14 protein-coding genes are annotated in these 16,729 nt (G+C 56.5%); 6 read left to right on the top strand and 8 right to left on the bottom strand.

The features are described from left to right. Window positions 1–127: 127 nt before the first annotated feature. On the bottom strand, window positions 128–1,027 hold the full coding sequence (locus ACQG0S_RS07315) for a lysine exporter LysO family protein (protein WP_022647606.1): 900 nt from the start codon (window positions 1,025–1,027) through the stop codon (window positions 128–130). A 177-nt stretch (window positions 1,028–1,204) separates the two neighbouring features. Continuing rightward, the gene (aqpZ, locus tag ACQG0S_RS07320; RefSeq protein ID WP_026080729.1) at window positions 1,205–1,900 is read right to left on the bottom strand and encodes an aquaporin Z; all 696 of its coding nucleotides are present in this window, start codon (window positions 1,898–1,900) and stop codon (window positions 1,205–1,207) included. A 291-nt stretch (window positions 1,901–2,191) separates the two neighbouring features. On the opposite strand from aqpZ, the gene ACQG0S_RS07325 reads away from it, so the two are divergent. Continuing rightward, the gene (locus ACQG0S_RS07325; protein ID WP_426750164.1) at window positions 2,192–3,850 is read left to right on the top strand and encodes an ATP-dependent endonuclease; all 1,659 of its coding nucleotides are present in this window, start codon (window positions 2,192–2,194) and stop codon (window positions 3,848–3,850) included. Here the strand turns inward: ACQG0S_RS07325 and ACQG0S_RS07330 are convergent. Continuing rightward, entirely contained in the window at window positions 3,847–4,803 is a 957-nt protein-coding gene (locus tag ACQG0S_RS07330) for a VirK/YbjX family protein (protein WP_169441028.1), read from the bottom strand. The two genes, ACQG0S_RS07325 and ACQG0S_RS07330, sit on opposite strands and share 4 nt — an antisense overlap. Window positions 4,804–4,962: 159 nt before the next feature. Between ACQG0S_RS07330 and macA the strand changes: the two genes are divergently transcribed. Both macA and macB read left to right on the top strand, forming a co-directional pair. Further along, a complete protein-coding gene (gene macA, locus ACQG0S_RS07335; protein WP_022647609.1) occupies window positions 4,963–6,078 on the top strand; it encodes a macrolide transporter subunit MacA in 1,116 nt (371 codons plus the stop codon). Next, window positions 6,075–8,015: a macrolide ABC transporter ATP-binding protein/permease MacB gene (gene macB, locus ACQG0S_RS07340; protein WP_169441030.1), complete on the top strand. Its 1,941-nt coding sequence runs from the start codon at window positions 6,075–6,077 to the stop codon at window positions 8,013–8,015. The genes macA and macB overlap by 4 nt, the downstream gene beginning before the upstream one ends. Before the next feature lie 70 nt (window positions 8,016–8,085). Here the strand turns inward: macB and cspD are convergent, their stop codons facing one another. Next, window positions 8,086–8,307: a cold shock-like protein CspD gene (cspD, locus tag ACQG0S_RS07345; protein WP_006174390.1), complete on the bottom strand. Its 222-nt coding sequence runs from the start codon at window positions 8,305–8,307 to the stop codon at window positions 8,086–8,088. A gap of 267 nt (window positions 8,308–8,574) precedes the next feature. On the opposite strand from cspD, the gene clpS reads away from it, so the two are divergent. The 3 genes from clpS to ACQG0S_RS07360 all read left to right on the top strand — a co-directional run bounded on the left by clpS (window position 8,575) and on the right by ACQG0S_RS07360 (window position 11,905). Further along, on the top strand, window positions 8,575–8,895 hold the full coding sequence (clpS, locus tag ACQG0S_RS07350) for an ATP-dependent Clp protease adapter ClpS (protein ID WP_006174393.1): 321 nt from the start codon (window positions 8,575–8,577) through the stop codon (window positions 8,893–8,895). Window positions 8,896–8,922: 27 nt separating this feature from the next. Beyond that, window positions 8,923–11,202: an ATP-dependent Clp protease ATP-binding subunit ClpA gene (gene clpA, locus ACQG0S_RS07355; RefSeq protein ID WP_022647611.1), complete on the top strand. Its 2,280-nt coding sequence runs from the start codon at window positions 8,923–8,925 to the stop codon at window positions 11,200–11,202. Window positions 11,203–11,455: 253 nt separating this feature from the next. Further along, window positions 11,456–11,905 carry a hypothetical protein gene (locus ACQG0S_RS07360; protein ID WP_048966911.1) on the top strand — a complete coding sequence of 150 codons (450 nt, stop codon included), beginning with the start codon at window positions 11,456–11,458 and terminating at the stop codon, window positions 11,903–11,905. 71 nt (window positions 11,906–11,976) lie between these two features. On the opposite strand, the gene infA is transcribed toward ACQG0S_RS07360, so the two are convergent. The 4 genes from infA to cydD all read right to left on the bottom strand — a co-directional run bounded on the left by infA (window position 11,977) and on the right by cydD (window position 16,717). Then, complete coding sequence (gene infA / locus ACQG0S_RS07365) at window positions 11,977–12,195, bottom strand: translation initiation factor IF-1 (RefSeq protein WP_002211347.1); 219 nt, start codon at window positions 12,193–12,195, stop codon at window positions 11,977–11,979. Window positions 12,196–12,479: 284 nt separating this feature from the next. Next, window positions 12,480–13,184 (bottom strand): leucyl/phenylalanyl-tRNA--protein transferase, encoded by a 705-nt coding sequence (gene aat, locus ACQG0S_RS07370; protein ID WP_023299713.1) that lies wholly within the window; start codon window positions 13,182–13,184, stop codon window positions 12,480–12,482. Between the two features lie 45 nt (window positions 13,185–13,229). Next, the gene (gene cydC / locus ACQG0S_RS07375) at window positions 13,230–14,951 is read right to left on the bottom strand and encodes a heme ABC transporter ATP-binding protein/permease CydC (RefSeq protein WP_048966912.1); all 1,722 of its coding nucleotides are present in this window, start codon (window positions 14,949–14,951) and stop codon (window positions 13,230–13,232) included. Next, window positions 14,951–16,717 carry a heme ABC transporter permease/ATP-binding protein CydD gene (gene cydD / locus ACQG0S_RS07380; protein ID WP_032624541.1) on the bottom strand — a complete coding sequence of 589 codons (1,767 nt, stop codon included), beginning with the start codon at window positions 16,715–16,717 and terminating at the stop codon, window positions 14,951–14,953. The genes cydC and cydD overlap by 1 nt, the downstream gene beginning before the upstream one ends. Window positions 16,718–16,729 lie beyond the last annotated feature (12 nt).

The following is a 16,729-nucleotide window of genomic DNA, read 5'->3' on the forward strand; positions in this document are numbered from 1 at the left end:
TTATATGTGAGATACATGTTTAAGGTTATGCCTGTGCCACAACGGAGAAAAGTGCTTTCTTATACTAAGTGGAGGGTTATTGATTTAGCGCAATTTTGGCGGCAGGTTCACTACCGCCAAAGCAGTATCAGGCTGAGAAGAACGCCATCAGAATGGGGACCAGCAGGCTCAGAATAAAGCCGTGTACAATAGCGGCAGGAACCATCTCCAGACCTCCCGAGCGCTGTAACACCGGCAGAGTAAAGTCCATTGAGGTGGCCCCGCACAGGCCCAGCGCGGTAGAGCGGCTGCGGCGTACCAGGCCGGGGATCAGCATGATGGCTATCAGCTCGCGCGCCAGATCGTTAAAGAAGGCGGCGCTGCCGATCACCGGACCAAACGATTCGGTCAGCAGAATACCGGAGAGCGAATACCAGCCAAAACCGGATGCCATTGCCAGGCTGGTTTTCAGCGGCAGATCGAGAATAAAGGCGTTAATCACTCCCCCCGCCATTGAGCTGGCCACAACGATAACGGCAACCATCATGCCCCGGCGGTTCAGGACAATCTGTTTCAGCGTCATGCCATTATTTCGCAACTGAATACCGATCAGGAAGAGCAGGAAAATCAGCGTATATTCGCTGGCTTCCGTAGCGTGCTGTAAAAAAGCCCATCCGGTTAGCCCCAGTAAAAAACCGAGCACCACCACGCCGCACAGCTTTAATGATTCCAGCGCCATCGCAATTCGGGAGGGAAGCTTTTCCTGATGGTGGTGATTTTTCCAGGGAATAGTGCGTTCCAGCCAGAACAGCGCGGCAATATTGCACAGCAGAATAACCACTACCGTAACCGCAGAATAATGCAGGATGGAAAGCAAGTTCGTCGCCAGATTATCCAGGAAGGCCAGGCTGATCCCCATAAAGAACAGAATGACGTAAACAATCCAGCTGAGAAAACGATTAATAAGCTTTAAGGCTGATTCATGACGCAGCGGAATAAGGTAGCCCACAATCAGGGGCAGAAGAATGATGAGGAGTCCTGAGAACATGAACAGCCGGTCCTTTTGAGTATCATTTAAGCGCCAGAGACACTACCCAATAAAGGCTGTACAGTAAAGCGGCAAAAGAAAGCCGGGTGGCGGCTGCGCCTTACCCGGCCTACAAAGTGCACACTCACGTAGGTCGGGTAAGCTTTAGCGCCACCCGACATTACAGGCCGCACTTAATTAATCGCGTTTTTCCAGCAGGGTGCGATACAGCACGCCGCCCAGAATACCGCCAATAATTGGCATCACCCAGAACAGCCACAGCTGTTCAAGCGCCCAGCCGCCCTGGAAAATAGCCACCGCGGTGCTGCGTGCCGGGTTAACGGAGGTATTGGTCACCGGGATGGAGATCAGGTGGATAAGCGTCAGCGCCAGACCAATAGCAATGGGGGCAAAGCCCGCAGGCGCGTATTTGTCCGTTGCGCCGTGGATCACCAACAGGAAACCTGCGGTGAGCACAATTTCAATCACGATAGCAGACAGCATTGAGTAGCCGCCTGGAGAGTGTTCGCCGAAGCCGTTTGACGCAAATCCGCTGGCCGCGGCGTCAAACCCGGCTTTTCCGCTGGCAATGACGTACAACACCGCCGCGGCAATAATACCGCCAATAACCTGGGCAATAATATAGCCAATAATATCTTTCGCCGGGAAACGTCCGCCCGCCCATAAACCTAACGTGACGGCCGGGTTGAAATGACCGCCGGAAATATGCCCCACGGCGAATGCCATGGTTAATACGGTTAAACCGAATGCCAGCGCGACGCCGACAAATCCAATACCTAATTCCGGAAATGCGGCTGCCAGTACTGCGCTACCGCAGCCACCAAACACCAGCCAGAATGTACCAAAGCATTCTGCCGCTAATTTTCTGAACATAACCACCTCAATAATAAACGTCCGCGCCCATTCCTGCGCGCGGGTTATATCGCCATAAAGGGATGACGACTCAAAGAGCCAGTATTTTGAAACCATCAACATCCCTTCGCCACTCAAATAAATTCACTAAATTTGATTTAAGGCAATGTGATGTCAATCCTTGTTCAGAACGGAGGTAATTAGAGCATAGCCCAATATTTAAGGGGGCGTATATTCTGCTGTCGTGACCTACAGCCTGCCGCTATACTGCTGATAACTTGAAGGAAAAAGTGGCCGAAATGCGGGGGATGTATGCTACTCGAACGTGTGGAGATTGTCGGGTTTCGCGGGATTAACCGCCTGTCGCTGCAACTGGAACAGAACAACGTCCTGATAGGCGAAAACGCCTGGGGTAAATCCAGCCTGCTGGATGCCCTGACGCTGCTGCTTTCGCCCGAAGAGAACTTGTACCACTTCGTCCATGATGACTTCTGGTTTCCGCCGGGGGATGTCAACGGGCGCGAGAAACACCTGCATATCATTCTGACCTTCCGCGAATCCGAGCCCGGTCGCCATCGCGTGCGTCGTTTTCGCCCTATGTCGCCCTGCTGGGTGCCCTGTGAAGATGGGTTCCAGCGTATTTTCTATCGCCTTGAGGGCGAAATGGCGCAAAACGACGGGGTATTAACCCTGCGTGAATTTCTTGATGAGAATGGGAATCCGATCCCGCTCGATAATATTGACGAGCTTGCCCGCCATCTTATTCGCCTCTCCCCCGTGTTGCGCTTACGAGACGCGCGCTTTATGCGGCGGATCCGTAACGGCACCGTACCGAATATGCCCGAGGTGGAAGTAACCGCCCGCGAGCTGGATTTCCTCGCCCGTGAACTGGTCTCGCGGCCGCAGAACCTCACCGACGGCCAGATCCGTCAGGGGCTGTCTGCCATGGTGCAACTGCTGGAGCACTACTTCTCTGAGCAGGGAACGGGGCAGGCGCGCCACCGCCTGATGCGCCGCCGCTCGCACGACGAGCAACGAAGCTGGCGCTATCTCGATATTATCAACCGCATGATCGACCGCCCCAGCGGGCGCACGCATCGGGTGATCCTGCTGGGATTATTCTCCACGCTTTTACAGGCGAAAGGGACGGTGCGCCTGGATCGGGACGCGCGCCCGCTGCTGCTGGTGGAAGATCCGGAAACGCGGCTGCACCCGATTATGCTTTCCGTGGCGTGGCATCTTCTTAATCTGCTGCCGTTGCAGCGTGTCACCACCACGAATTCCGGCGAGCTGCTCTCCCTGACGCCGGTGGAGTATGTCTGCCGCCTGGTGCGTGAATCCTCGCGGGTCACCGCCTACCGGCTCGGGCCCGGCGGGTTAAATGCCGAAGATGGCCGACGCATTGCGTTTCATATCCGTTTTAACCGTGCCTCTTCCCTGTTTGCCCGTTGCTGGTTGCTGGTGGAAGGGGAAACCGAAACTTGGGTGATAAACGAGCTGGCTCGCCAGTGCGGACACCACTTTGATGCCGAAGGGATCAAAGTGATCGAATTTGCTCAGTCTGGCTTAAAGCCGCTGATCAAATTTGCGCGCCGGATGGGGATAGAGTGGCACGTGCTGGTGGATGGCGATGAGGCGGGTAAAAAATATGCGGCGACCGTGCGCAGCCTGCTCAATAACGATCGTGAAGAGGAGCGGGAACATCTGACCACGTTGCCCGCGATGGACATGGAGCACTTTATGTACCGCCAGGGATTTGACGACGTCTTTCACCGCGTGGCGATGATCCCGGTGGATGTGCCCATGAATATGCGTCGGGTGATCGCCAAAGCTATCCATCGGTCGTCAAAACCGGATTTGGCCATTGAAGTCGCGACGGAAGCGGGCAGGCGGGGCGTGGAGTCGGTGCCCACGCTGCTGCGTAAAATGTTCTCCCGCGTCCTCTGGCTGGCACGCGGGAGAGCCGATTAACGGGCAGTCGCCTGCGATACCTGTTGGAGCAGGCTATCAAGCAGGATATAGCGGCGGCGGTACTCGGACCGTTTTTTACTCGCAATCTCTTCCATCGGTTTGCGTGGCATGTTCAGTGGCAGGGCAAAGTTGCCGTTCTCCTGCTGCTGTCCGCCAAGGGAGCGCCAGAAGCTGTCATAGTCAGCCAGCAATTTTCCCTCTTTTTTCTTGCGATAGCGCCAGCTGCGGTAGATGTGGGTGGCGTTACTCACCGCGAGGATCTGCTCGACGGGGAAGGCGCCTGCCAGCGTCATGACCGCTTCAACCAGCAGACGTTTTGGGAACAGTCCGTGACAGGCTTTGGTCGCCAGCTGAATGTGCTCGTGCGGGACATGCGCTTTCGCCCCCTGCATTCCGCCGATGAAGAGCGTTGACTTGCCCTGGTATTTGCACAGCGTAAAGGTCAGCTCGGCCAGCACCGTGTTCTGGTGGTCACAAAAAGTGAGGGTCGCTTCCCCTTCTTTGTCCAGAAACGCATCCGCGCTCAGGCGAACGCTAAACTGCTGCTCCTCTTTGCCCGTTAACGTCACCAGCGTGATGCCCTGGCTGGAAAGGTAGCCGTTCAGCAGTGACGCCGGAAGATGGCGGCTCATCATCTGATAGTGATTGTCCAATGCGTCCAGCGTATTCTGACGGCCCATATTGACGGTCAGCCACGGTCGGTGCAGGCGGCACGGCAGGCCGGGCTGCACGCGCAGGATCTGCATCAGACGGGGCTGTTTTGCAAGGTTTCCGAGCAGGCGCGCAGTGGTGAACGGCGTTGCCAGCGAGCGCAACATAAACTTACGTCGATAGGCCGGATTTTGCCACGCCAGCCCCGGCGTGAGGGAACCCGATGCCAGGCTTTTAAACAGTTGCCAGCCCGATTTAGGCTGGGACAGCGTTGAATAAGGTGTATCGACGATGGAAGACATGTTAGATCCTGCTTCTGGTGGAATTTCGCTATTTCAGCAGGCGCTTTATCAACATCGGGTAAACAATTCCCGACGATAACGGGGATCGGGGGTTTCGTTGAGGAGTGGTTTAGATAAAATCAACGGTGATGATAGCCAGAACAATTATTTGGAATATTTATGAACCTGAAGGGAAAACGCAGAAAGCTGTTTCTGCTGCTGGCGGTAGTGGTGTTAGCAGGCGGATTCTGGTTATGGAAGGTACTGAACGCGCCGGTACCACAGTATCAAACGCTGATTGTTCGTCCGGGCGAGCTGCAACAAAACGTGCTGGCGACGGGGAAGCTGGATGCCCTGCGTAAGGTTGACGTGGGCGCGCAGGTCAGCGGTCAGCTTAAAACCCTGTCGGTTGAGATTGGCGATAAGGTTAAAAAAGGCCAGTTGCTGGGCGTGATCGATCCTGAGCAGGCGCAAAACCAGATCCGCGAAGTGGAAGCGACGCTGATGGAGTTGCGCGCGCAGCGCGCTCAGGCTCAGGCGGAGCGTAATCTCGCTCAGGTCACCCTGTCGCGCCAGCAGGCGCTGGCGAAAACGCAGGCCATCTCGAAACAGGATCTGGACACAGCCGCCACGGAGCTGGCGGTGAAGCAGGCGCAGATTGGCACCATCGATGCGCAAATCAAGCGGAATCAGGCCTCGCTGGATACGGCGAAAACCAACCTCGATTACACGCAAATCGTTGCGCCAATGGCCGGGGAAGTGACGCAGATAACCACCCTGCAAGGCCAGACGGTCATCGCCGCGCAGCAGGCGCCGAACATCCTGACCCTGGCGGATATGAGCACCATGCTGGTGAAAGCCCAGGTATCTGAAGCGGACGTCATTCACCTTAAGCCGGGGCAGAAAGCCTGGTTTACGGTGCTGGGCGATCCGCAAACCCGCTATGAAGGGGTGCTGAAAGATATCCTGCCGACGCCGGAGAAGGTCAACGACGCCATCTTCTACTATGCGCGTTTTGAGGTGCCAAACCCGCAGGGCGTGCTGCGTCTGGACATGACCGCTCAGGTGCATATCCAGCTGACCGGCGTGAAAAACGTGCTGACGGTTCCGCTCTCCGCGCTGGGCGAATCCGCCGGGGATAATCGCTACAAAGTTAAGGTGCTGCGCAACGGTGAAACCCGCGAGCGGGAAGTGGTGATTGGCGCACGTAACGACACCGACGTGGTGGTGGTAAAAGGGCTGGAAGAGGGTGAGGAAGTGGTCACCAGCGAAAGCCTGCCTGGAGCCGCGCAATGACGGCGCTGCTTGAGCTGAATGACATTCGTCGCAGCTATCCGTCCGGCGACGGGCCGGTGGAGGTGCTGAAAGGCATCTCCCTGCGCGTTGAAGCCGGTGAAATGGTGGCGATTGTCGGGGCATCGGGCTCGGGTAAATCAACGCTGATGAACATTCTCGGCTGTCTGGATAAGCCTACCAGCGGCACCTATCGCGTGGCCGGGACGGATGTTTCCACCCTGGACGGCGACGCGCTGGCGAAGCTGCGTCGCGAGCATTTTGGCTTTATCTTCCAGCGTTACCATCTGCTTTCACACCTGAGCGCGGCGCAGAATGTGGAAGTGCCGGCGGTGTATGCGGGCGTCGAGCGCAAAAAACGCCTCGAACGCGCGAAGGCGCTATTAACGCGTCTTGGGCTGGCGGAGCGTGTTGATTATCAGCCTTCGCAGCTTTCCGGCGGTCAGCAGCAACGCGTGAGTATTGCCCGCGCGCTGATGAACTGTGGGCAGGTGATCCTCGCCGATGAGCCAACCGGTGCGCTCGACAGCCATTCCGGTGAAGAGGTGATGGCGATCCTGCATCAGCTTCGCGATCAGGGGCATACGGTGATTATCGTCACCCACGATCCGCAGGTGGCAGCGCAGGCGGAACGCATTATCGAGATCCACGACGGCGAGCTGGTCAGCAACCCGCCGCCACGTCAGTCCAGAGCGGCGGCGCCGAAAGAGCCGCTGCCGGCCGCAACCGGCTGGGGCCAGTTTTCCAGCGGTTTCCGCGAGGCGCTGACCATGGCCTGGCTGGCGATGGCGGCCAACAAAATGCGCACTCTGCTGACCATGCTTGGCATCATTATTGGTATTGCCTCAGTGGTGTCGATTGTGGTGGTGGGCGATGCGGCGAAACAGCTGGTGCTGGCAGATATTCGCGCCATCGGGACTAACACCATCGACGTTTACCCCGGCAAAGATTTTGGCGACGACGAGCCGCAGTATCAGCAGGCGCTGAAGTACGACGATCTGGCGGCTATTCAGAAGCAGCCGTGGGTGAACTCCGCCACGCCTGCCGTCTCGCAAAACCTGCGTCTGCGCTACGGCAACATCGACGTGGCGGCCAGCGCTAACGGCGTCAGCGGAGATTACTTCAACGTCTACGGCATGACCTTCAGCGAAGGGGCGACCTTCAACGCTGAACAGCTGGCGGGCAGGGCGCAGGTGGTGGTGTTAGACGCTAACTCCCGCAGGCAGCTGTTCCCGAATAAGACCAATGTGGTGGGGGAAGTGATCCTCGTAGGCAACATGCCAGCGACGGTGATCGGCGTGGCGGAAGAGAAGCAGTCGATGTTCGGCAGCAGTAAAATCCTGCGCGTCTGGCTGCCGTACACCACCATTTCCGGGCGCATCATGGGGCAGTCATGGCTTAACTCTATTACCGTTCGAGTGAAGGAGGGCTACGACAGCGGGCTGGCGGAACAGCAGCTGGAGCGGCTGTTAACCCTGCGCCACGGGAAAAAGGATTTCTTCACCTGGAATATGGATGGCCTCTTGAAAACGGCGGAAAAGACCACACGTACTCTTCAGCTGTTCCTGACGCTGGTGGCGGTGATTTCGCTGGTCGTCGGCGGGATAGGGGTGATGAACATTATGCTGGTGTCGGTGACCGAACGTACGCGGGAGATCGGCATCCGCATGGCGGTCGGAGCCAGAGCCAGCGACGTGCTGCAGCAATTTTTGATTGAAGCGGTGCTGGTGTGTCTGGTGGGCGGTGCGATGGGGATTGCGCTCTCGATGATGATCGCCTTTGCGCTCCAGCTCTTCTTACCGGGCTGGGAGATTGGCTTCTCGCCGATGGCGATCCTGACGGCGTTTTTATGTTCCACCTTCACCGGTATTCTGTTCGGCTGGCTACCGGCGCGAAACGCGGCGCGGCTGGATCCGGTGGATGCGCTGGCGCGCGAATAACCCGAAAATAAAAATGCCAGCCGATCGGGCTGGCATTTTGCCTGCAGGGTGTACACAATGAATCAGAGAGCTATGCAACCGCTTCTGCTTCAACGGGGACGATCAGACTGGCATGATTGCCTTTTGGCCCCTGGTGTACATCGAACCGGACGGACTGCCCGGCTTTGAGCGTCCTGTAACCATCCATCTGAATGGTGGAATAGTGAGCGAAGATATCCTCGCCGCCGCCTTCGGGGCAAATGAAGCCAAACCCCTTGGCGTTGTTGAACCACTTAACAGTACCCATTTCCATGCTTCGACATCCTTCGTAAATCTTATAAATTAAGATGGAATGAACCGGTGGTGGAGTGGGGGCTGTTCAAAACCTCGCCAACTCACGCTTGTACAATTTAGAGAAACGGAAGAAGCCGTCAAGCGTTTGGCGCTGGAGTTGGGACAATAATCAACCAAAATTTGAGGCAGTTAACGCTATTGCAACAGTTTGTGACAGACATCGCGGATGACAGTAATAGATGATTGTTATCTAACATCTGAGGTAGATTCAAAGTGGTTATGCATAATGGGTAAGACCAACGATTGGCTGGATTTTGACCAGCTGGCGGAAGATAAAGTGCGCGACGCGCTAAAACCGCCATCTATGTATAAAGTTATGTTAATGAACGATGATTACACGCCGATGGAATTTGTTATTGACGTGCTACAAAAGTTCTTTTCTTATGATGTTGAACGTGCAACGCAACTGATGCTTACCGTTCATTATCGTGGCAAAGCGATCTGCGGCATCTTTACTGCCGAAGTAGCGGAAACCAAAGTAGCGATGGTGAACGACTATGCAAGGGAGAACGAGCATCCGTTGCTGTGTACGCTGGAAAAGGCCTGATAAGGCATAAAATTGGGGGAGGTGCCTATGCTCAATCAAGAACTGGAACTCAGTTTAAACATGGCTTTCGCCAGAGCGCGTGAGCACCGACATGAGTTTATGACCGTCGAGCATTTGCTGCTCGCACTGCTTAGCAACCCATCTGCCCGCGAAGCGCTGGAAGCCTGCTCCGTGGATCTGGTGGCGCTACGTCAGGAACTCGAAGCCTTCATCGAACAAACCACACCGGTGCTGCCAGCCAGTGAAGAAGAGCGCGACACACAGCCGACGCTCAGCTTCCAGCGCGTGCTGCAGCGCGCGGTTTTCCACGTCCAGTCTTCCGGACGTAGCGAAGTGACGGGCGCCAATGTGCTGGTCGCCATCTTCAGTGAGCAGGAGTCCCAGGCGGCCTACCTGCTGCGTAAACACGAAGTCAGCCGGCTCGACGTGGTCAACTTCATCTCTCACGGAACGCGAAAAGACGAGCCTAACCAGGCATCGGATCCCAGCGGACAGATCAACAGCAATGAAGAGCAAGCAGGCGGGGAGGATCGTATGGAAAACTTCACCACCAACCTTAACCAGCTTGCTCGCGTTGGCGGTATCGACCCGCTGATTGGCCGCGACAAAGAGCTGGAGCGTGCCATCCAGGTGCTGTGCCGTCGCCGTAAGAATAACCCGCTGCTGGTGGGGGAATCTGGCGTGGGTAAAACCGCGATTGCCGAAGGTCTGGCCTGGCGCATTGTGCAGGGCGACGTGCCGGAAGTGATTGCCGACTGCACCATCTACTCACTGGATATCGGCTCGCTGCTGGCGGGCACCAAATACCGCGGTGATTTTGAAAAACGTTTCAAAGCGCTGTTAAAACAGCTGGAGCAGGACACCAACAGCATCCTGTTTATCGATGAGATCCACACTATCATCGGCGCAGGCGCGGCTTCCGGTGGTCAGGTAGATGCCGCCAACCTGATCAAACCGCTGCTCTCCAGCGGCAAGATCCGCGTGATGGGCTCTACGACGTACCAGGAGTTCAGCAACATCTTTGAGAAGGATCGTGCGCTGGCGCGTCGTTTCCAGAAAATCGACGTTACCGAGCCGTCGGTTGACGAAACGGTGCAGATCATCAACGGTCTGAAAACCAAGTACGAAGCGCACCACGACGTGCGTTACACCGCGAAAGCGGTGCGTGCGGCGGTGGAGCTGGCGGTGAAATACATTAACGATCGTCATCTGCCGGATAAAGCGATCGACGTGATTGATGAAGCGGGTGCGCGTGCGCGCCTGATGCCAGCGAGCAAGCGTAAGAAAACCGTGAACGTAGCGGATATCGAGTCCGTGGTGGCCCGTATCGCACGTATCCCTGAGAAGAGCGTCTCTCAGAGCGACCGTGATACGCTGCGCACCCTCGGCAATCGCCTGAAAATGCTGGTCTTTGGTCAGGATAAAGCTATTGAGGCCTTAACCGAAGCGATTAAGATGGCCCGTGCTGGCCTGGGGCATGACCACAAGCCTGTCGGTTCCTTCCTGTTCGCCGGCCCGACCGGTGTGGGTAAAACCGAGGTAACGGTGCAGCTCTCCAAAGCGCTGGGCATTGAGCTGTTGCGCTTTGATATGTCCGAGTATATGGAGCGTCACACCGTCAGCCGTTTGATTGGTGCGCCTCCGGGCTACGTGGGCTTTGACCAGGGCGGCCTGCTCACCGACGCGGTGATCAAGCATCCGCACGCGGTCCTGCTGCTCGATGAAATCGAGAAAGCGCACCCGGACGTGTTCAACATCCTGTTGCAGGTGATGGACAACGGGACGCTGACCGATAACAACGGGCGCAAGGCCGATTTCCGCAACGTGGTACTGGTGATGACCACCAACGCCGGGGTGCGTGAAACCGAGCGCAAATCCATCGGCCTGATCCATCAGGATAACAGCACCGATGCGATGGAGGAGATCAAGAAGATCTTCACGCCGGAGTTCCGTAACCGTCTGGACAACATTATCTGGTTCGATCACCTGTCTACCGAGGTGATCCATCAGGTGGTGGATAAGTTCATCGTCGAGCTGCAGGTTCAGCTGGATCAGAAAGGCGTGTCGCTGGAAGTGAGCCAGGAGGCCCGCAACTGGCTGGCTGAGAAAGGCTACGACCGTGCGATGGGTGCCCGTCCGATGGCGCGCGTGATTCAGGACAACCTGAAGAAACCGCTGGCGAACGAACTGCTGTTTGGGTCGCTGGTTGACGGCGGCCAGGTGACCGTGGCGCTGGATCAGGCGAAGAACGAGCTGACGTACGATTTCCAGAGCGCGGCGAAGCACAAGCCGGAAGCGGCTCACTGAGTTGAAAGGTAAAAGCAAAACGGCAACTTCGGTTGCCGTTTTTTTTGTTTGCTCCCTCTCCCAGTGGGAGAGGGCTGGGGTGAGGGCATCAGGCCGCAGAGGAATTTTGCGAGGCGCTTTCCAGTTTCTTTCGAAGTCAGTTGCTGGATAAATCTACAGTAATAAAATGGCGTCGCACCTGCAAAATCGGGTGCCGGGATTGGCGTCCTGAAAGTGTGTGCACAGACAATCTTGCGTGCATAAAGGATTACATATGACTAATATTAATAGCTTCGCCCAGCTCTACACCGAACTCTCCCTCAACCCCGCTCTCCCAACTCTTGCCGAACGCTGTAACCTGCTCACTGAAATCCTGCTCGACTGTCATTCGCTCCCACAAACGCAGCCCGTTTGCCGCTGTCTCGGAGCTTATCTGGAAGAGGTAAAATCCGGCCTCACAGAATCCATGCGTGATTTTCAGGTGGTGGAATTTGAGGACGAAGCGGAACAGCCGCGACAAAAAGAGTGGTTGCTGGAAGATACAGAAACGAAATGTGACTACTGCCGGGCGTTAAACCACGTGCTGCTGGTTTCGCATTTTGACCGCGATATGTTGCCGCACCTGACGGGACTGTTGCATGACATTACCCACGCGATAGCTGAAGATTTAATCGTACCCATGAACCCGTGCATGACAATACATCTGCCGACACAGCCACACTAAGGCCATAAATAAAAAAGGCCGGGATTGTCCCGACCTTTTAAATATTCATCTGCCATTACAGGCGAAAACAATTAGCGACTACGGAAGACAATGCGGCCTTTGCTCAGGTCGTACGGGGTCAGTTCAACAGTCACTTTGTCGCCCGTCAAAATGCGGATATAGTTTTTGCGCATTTTACCGGAGATGTGCGCAGTTACCACGTGACCGTTTTCCAGTTCTACGCGAAACATGGTATTAGGCAACGTATCAAGTACGGTACCCTGCATTTCAATATTGTCTTCTTTGGCCATCTAATCCTCTGGGGTATCACTACCAAGTTTTGAACCGGCAAGATAATGCCGAAATTCATCAATTAAGTAAAGAATTGCGCGTTTAAAACGCAGCAAAACAATTTCAGCGTATTGCCCAAGCGTCACGGTACAACCGAACGGAAAGCGCATTCGTAAAGGGGATACGACAGGATAAACGTCAGGACGTTATCTGAAGCGAGGGTCCCAAACGGCGGCGGGGCAACAGGCAGAAGCTACTCTGCGGCGTAATTATAACACCCTCATAAAAAATATGCGGAAAACATTTAGGCATTGGGCATAAAGAGCATTCTGGGAACCCAAAAATCGCGCGGAAGAGTCTCCTGTCGGCACTGTTCAAGGTGTTCGATATAGCGTCGGCGGGAAATTTCAACCGCGCCGAGCGAGGCGGTGTGCTCATTCAGCACCTGACAATCCATCAGTTGTCCGCCGCGTTGGGCAAATTCCTGGCTAAAAACCAGCAGCGCGGTTTTCGACGCATTCGTGGCGCGGGAGAACATCGACTCGCCGCAGAAAAGCGTGCCCTGCGCCACCCCGTACATTCCCCCAACGAGGTCATCATCTTTCCATACTTCGATGGAGTGCGCGTAGCCCAGCTCATGAAGCTGGTGGTAGGCGATAATGATATCGCGGGTTATCCAGGTGCCTTCATGACGATCTTCAGCGCAGCCTTCGATTACCTGCCCGAAGGCGTGATTGAGCGTGACGCGATAGGGCGAATTTGCGTGAAAACGTTTCATGCTGCGGCTCAGGTGAAACTGCCCGGGCCACAGCACGGCTCGCGGGTCCGGAGACCACCATAAAATCGGGTCGCCGGGAGAAAACCACGGGAAGATGCCGCGCTGGTAAGCCATTAAGAGACGCGCCGGGCTGAGATCGCCGCCCAAAGCCAGCAATCCGTTAGGTTCACGCAGCGCCCCCTCCGGAGAAGGGAACGCAATATTATGGCGAGAAAGCTGCACCAGGCGCATGACAACAGAACTCCAGTACGCGAGAGAGGACGCTACAAATATAGTCTACAGGCGCTGTTTAAACTGGTAGTAGCGACCCTGTTTTGCCAGCAGCTCTGCGTGATTACCTTGCTCAATTATGTGTCCGTTGTCCATCACAATTATTCGATCGAAATTCACCAGCCCGCGCAGACGGTGAGTGACCATCAGCACGGTTTTGCCTTTCATCACCTTTGTCAGTAAATCAAGAATTTGACTCTCGGTTGTCGCATCCAGACCTTCTGTCGGTTCATCCAGCAACATCAGCGGCGCATCGTGCAGCAAGGCGCGCGCGATGGCCAGACGACGCAGTTCGCCGCCGGAAAGCTGTCGGCCCCCTTCACCCAGCCAGCTGTTCAACCCGTCGTCCTCAAGCAGCTTGTGCAGCCCAACCTGTTCCAGCATCGCCCGCAGCGTATCGTCAGAGGCGTCCGGTGCCGCCAGAAGAAGATTATCGCGCAGCGTAGCGCTGAACAGGTGCACACGCTGGGGCACGACGCTGACGGTTTTACGCAAGGCCGCTTCGCTATAATCAGACAGCGGAAGGTCGTTAAACCGAATCTCGCCCTGCTGCGGGTCCCAGGCGCGCGTGAGGAGTTGCAGAAGCGTCGATTTGCCACATCCCGTACGGCCAAGGATCGCAATGCGCTGCCCGGCATCAACAGAAAGGCTGATGTCTTCCAGCGCGTTTTGCGCCTGCTTGTCGTAGGCGAAGGTGACGTTGCTGAGCGTCAGCGCGACCTGCTCCGGCACAGCGGTTTGACCCGCGCTGAACTTCACTTCCGGCTCCTGCTCTGCAATATCCGTAATGCGCAGCGCAGAGGCAATCACCTGGCCGAGATGCTGAAAGGCGCCGGTGACCGGGGCTAAGGCTTCGAAGGCTGCCAGGGCACAGAAAACAAACAGCGCAATCAGCGGGCCAGGCTGCGGGTTACCGCCCACGCCACCGGAGGCCATCCAGAGCATGGCGATAACGGCAAACCCACCGATTAACATCATCAGCGCCTGAGAAAACGCGGTCAGTTCAGACTGGCGACGCTGGGCTTCATGCCAGTTCAGTTCCGTATTTTCCATACGGGTGCGGTAGCGCTTGCTGGCACCAAAAATGGTGAGCTCGGCCTGACCCTGCAACCAGGAGGTGAGCTGCTGGCGGTATTCCCCGCGCAGACGCGTCAGGTTTTCCCCGGTGGTTTTACCTGCACGATAAAACAGGGGCGGCAGAATAATCAGCGTCATCAGCATGATGCCGCCGAGCGTCAGTGCGATGGGAACATCCAGGAAACTCAACCCCAGCGTGACCACGACAATCACCACAAACGCGCCCACCATGGGCGAGATGACGCGCAGATAGAGGTGATCCAGCGTATCCACATCCGCAACTACGCGGTTGAGTAATTCGCCCTGCCGAAAACGTGCCAGCCCGGCAGGGGAGAGGGGCAGCAATTTGCTGAACGTATAAATACGCAGGTGTTGCAGCACGCGGAAGGTCGCGTCGTGGCTGACCAGGCGTTCGAAGTAGCGCCCGGCAGTTCGCGTAATCGCCGTGCCGCGCACCCCGGCGGCAGGCAGCATGTAGTTAAAGCTGTATAGCCCGGCAAAGCCTGCGGCCGCAGACGCGGAGAGGAACCAGCCAGAAAGCGTAAGCAGGCCGATGCTGGCGAGCAGAGTGATAATCGCCAGTACGATCCCGAGCGTCAGCATCCATTTGTGGCGTTTATACAAAGCAAGATAGGGAAGCAGGGCGCGCATCAGATATCCTCCTGACGGTTCGCCAGCAGGGTCGCAAAGGGCCCCTGCGCGGCAACAAGCGCGGCGTAATCGCCTTGCTCAACAATGTGTCCGTTTTCCATCACCCAGATCTGATCCCAGTCGGCAATACCTTCCAGCTGGTGGGTCACCATCAGGGTAGTTTGCTGGCGTGAGGCTGCGTTAAGCGCATCCATCACGCGCTGCTCGCTGTGAGCGTCCAGGCTGGCGGCGGGTTCGTCCAGCAGCATTAACGAACAGGGGTTCAGCAGCGCACGGGCAACCGCGACGCGCTGTGCCTGGCCCACTGACAGCCCGGCAGACTGATCGCCAATGACGGTATCGACACCCTGCGCAAGCAGCGGCAAAAACTCGCTGACCCAGGCGCGGTCGAGGACCGATTGCAGCTCATCGTCACGTGCATCCGGCCTTGCCAGCAGCACATTCTCGCGCAGCGTCGGGGCAGGCAGCTGAGGGTTTTGACCCACCCAGCTTAGCTGTTTACGCCAGGCATCAGGATCGAGCTCGCGCAGCTCCGTTTTGTTGATACGCAGCGATCCGGTGTACGCCATAAAACCTGACAGCGCATTCAACAATGAGCTTTTACCTGAGCCGCTGGTACCCACCAGCACCACACGTTGCCCGGCAGGCAGGGTAAAGTTCAGCGGGCCGGCCAGCACTTTGCCTTCAGGCGACAGAACAGAAAAATCCTGTGCTTCAATGGTCACCGGATCGTTCGTATTCAGCGTCACCTCACCACGCTCCGGATGTGCCAGCGGCGTTTCCATAAAGGTTTTCAGGCTGTCGGCAGCACCCACCGCCTGCGCTTTGGCATGGTAAAAGGTGCCGAGATCGCGAAGCGGCTGGAAAAACTCCGGGGCCAGGATCAGCGCCAGGAACCCGGCGGAAAGCGTGACCGCCGTACCGTAGTGGCCAAAGTCCAGCGCGCCGAGGTAGGAGAAGCCAAAGTAAACCGCCACCAGCGCAATCGACAGGGAGGTAAAGAACTCGAGCACGCCGGAAGAAAGGAAGGCCATGCGCAACACTTCCATGGTGCGCTGACGAAAATCCTGCGACGCCAGGCGAATGTTTTCGGTTTCCGCTTCACCACGACCAAAGATCCGCAGGGTTTCCATTCCGCGCAGACGGTCCAGGAAATGACCGCTCAACCGACCCAGCGCAAGGAAGTTGCGACGGTTAGCATCTGCCGCGCCCATGCCGACCATCGCCATAAACAGCGGGATGAGCGGGGCGGTTCCCATCAGGATCAGAGCCGCTACCCAGTTAACAGGGAAGATGGCGATAACAATCATCAGAGGCACAAACACTGCCAGCGCCATCTGTGGAAGATAACGCGCATAGTAATCGTGCATATCGTCGATTTGCTCAAGGATCAGCGTCGCCCAGCTACCGGCCGGTTTGCCCTGGATCCACGCAGGCCCGGCTTCCGAAAGCCGGTCGAGCACTTTGCGGCGGATCTCATAGCGGATGTGCTGGCCGGCATGGAACCCAACCCGTTCGCGCAGCCAGACCACCCACGCACGCAGGACGAAAACCAGCACCAGAACGATAAACGGCAGCAGCAGCGCTTCGCGCGGGATGCTCTCCATGATCATATGATTGAGAATGCGGGCCAGCAGCCATGCCTGGGCAACAATCAACAGACCGCTGATAAATCCCAGAACGCGGGAAATCATAAGCCAGCGGCGGGACAGAACGCTTTGCTGTTTCAGCCAGCGCGTTAACTCTTGTTGACGGGTTTTTTCCATTGCGTACTTTGC

The sequence above is a fragment of the Enterobacter cloacae complex sp. 418I7 genome, assembly GCF_050030705.1.
GTDB classification, from domain to species: domain Bacteria; phylum Pseudomonadota; class Gammaproteobacteria; order Enterobacterales; family Enterobacteriaceae; genus Enterobacter; species Enterobacter intestinihominis.

Excerpts from the sequence above, each read along its gene's own strand:
- ACQG0S_RS07315 (WP_022647606.1), bottom strand. The coding sequence starts at position 1,027 with ATGTTCTCAGGACTCCTCATCATTCTTCTGCCCCTGATTGTGGGCTAC.
- aqpZ (WP_026080729.1), bottom strand. The coding sequence starts at position 1,900 with ATGTTCAGAAAATTAGCGGCAGAATGCTTTGGTACATTCTGGCTGGTG.
- ACQG0S_RS07325 (WP_426750164.1), top strand. The coding sequence starts at position 2,192 with ATGCTACTCGAACGTGTGGAGATTGTCGGGTTTCGCGGGATTAACCGC.
- ACQG0S_RS07330 (WP_169441028.1), bottom strand. The coding sequence starts at position 4,803 with ATGTCTTCCATCGTCGATACACCTTATTCAACGCTGTCCCAGCCTAAA.
- macA (WP_022647609.1), top strand. The coding sequence starts at position 4,963 with ATGAACCTGAAGGGAAAACGCAGAAAGCTGTTTCTGCTGCTGGCGGTA.
- macB (WP_169441030.1), top strand. The coding sequence starts at position 6,075 with ATGACGGCGCTGCTTGAGCTGAATGACATTCGTCGCAGCTATCCGTCC.
- cspD (WP_006174390.1), bottom strand. The coding sequence starts at position 8,307 with ATGGAAATGGGTACTGTTAAGTGGTTCAACAACGCCAAGGGGTTTGGC.
- clpS (WP_006174393.1), top strand. The coding sequence starts at position 8,575 with ATGGGTAAGACCAACGATTGGCTGGATTTTGACCAGCTGGCGGAAGAT.
- clpA (WP_022647611.1), top strand. The coding sequence starts at position 8,923 with ATGCTCAATCAAGAACTGGAACTCAGTTTAAACATGGCTTTCGCCAGA.
- ACQG0S_RS07360 (WP_048966911.1), top strand. The coding sequence starts at position 11,456 with ATGACTAATATTAATAGCTTCGCCCAGCTCTACACCGAACTCTCCCTC.
- infA (WP_002211347.1), bottom strand. The coding sequence starts at position 12,195 with ATGGCCAAAGAAGACAATATTGAAATGCAGGGTACCGTACTTGATACG.
- aat (WP_023299713.1), bottom strand. The coding sequence starts at position 13,184 with ATGCGCCTGGTGCAGCTTTCTCGCCATAATATTGCGTTCCCTTCTCCG.
- cydC (WP_048966912.1), bottom strand. The coding sequence starts at position 14,951 with ATGCGCGCCCTGCTTCCCTATCTTGCTTTGTATAAACGCCACAAATGG.
- cydD (WP_032624541.1), bottom strand. The coding sequence starts at position 16,717 with ATGGAAAAAACCCGTCAACAAGAGTTAACGCGCTGGCTGAAACAGCAA.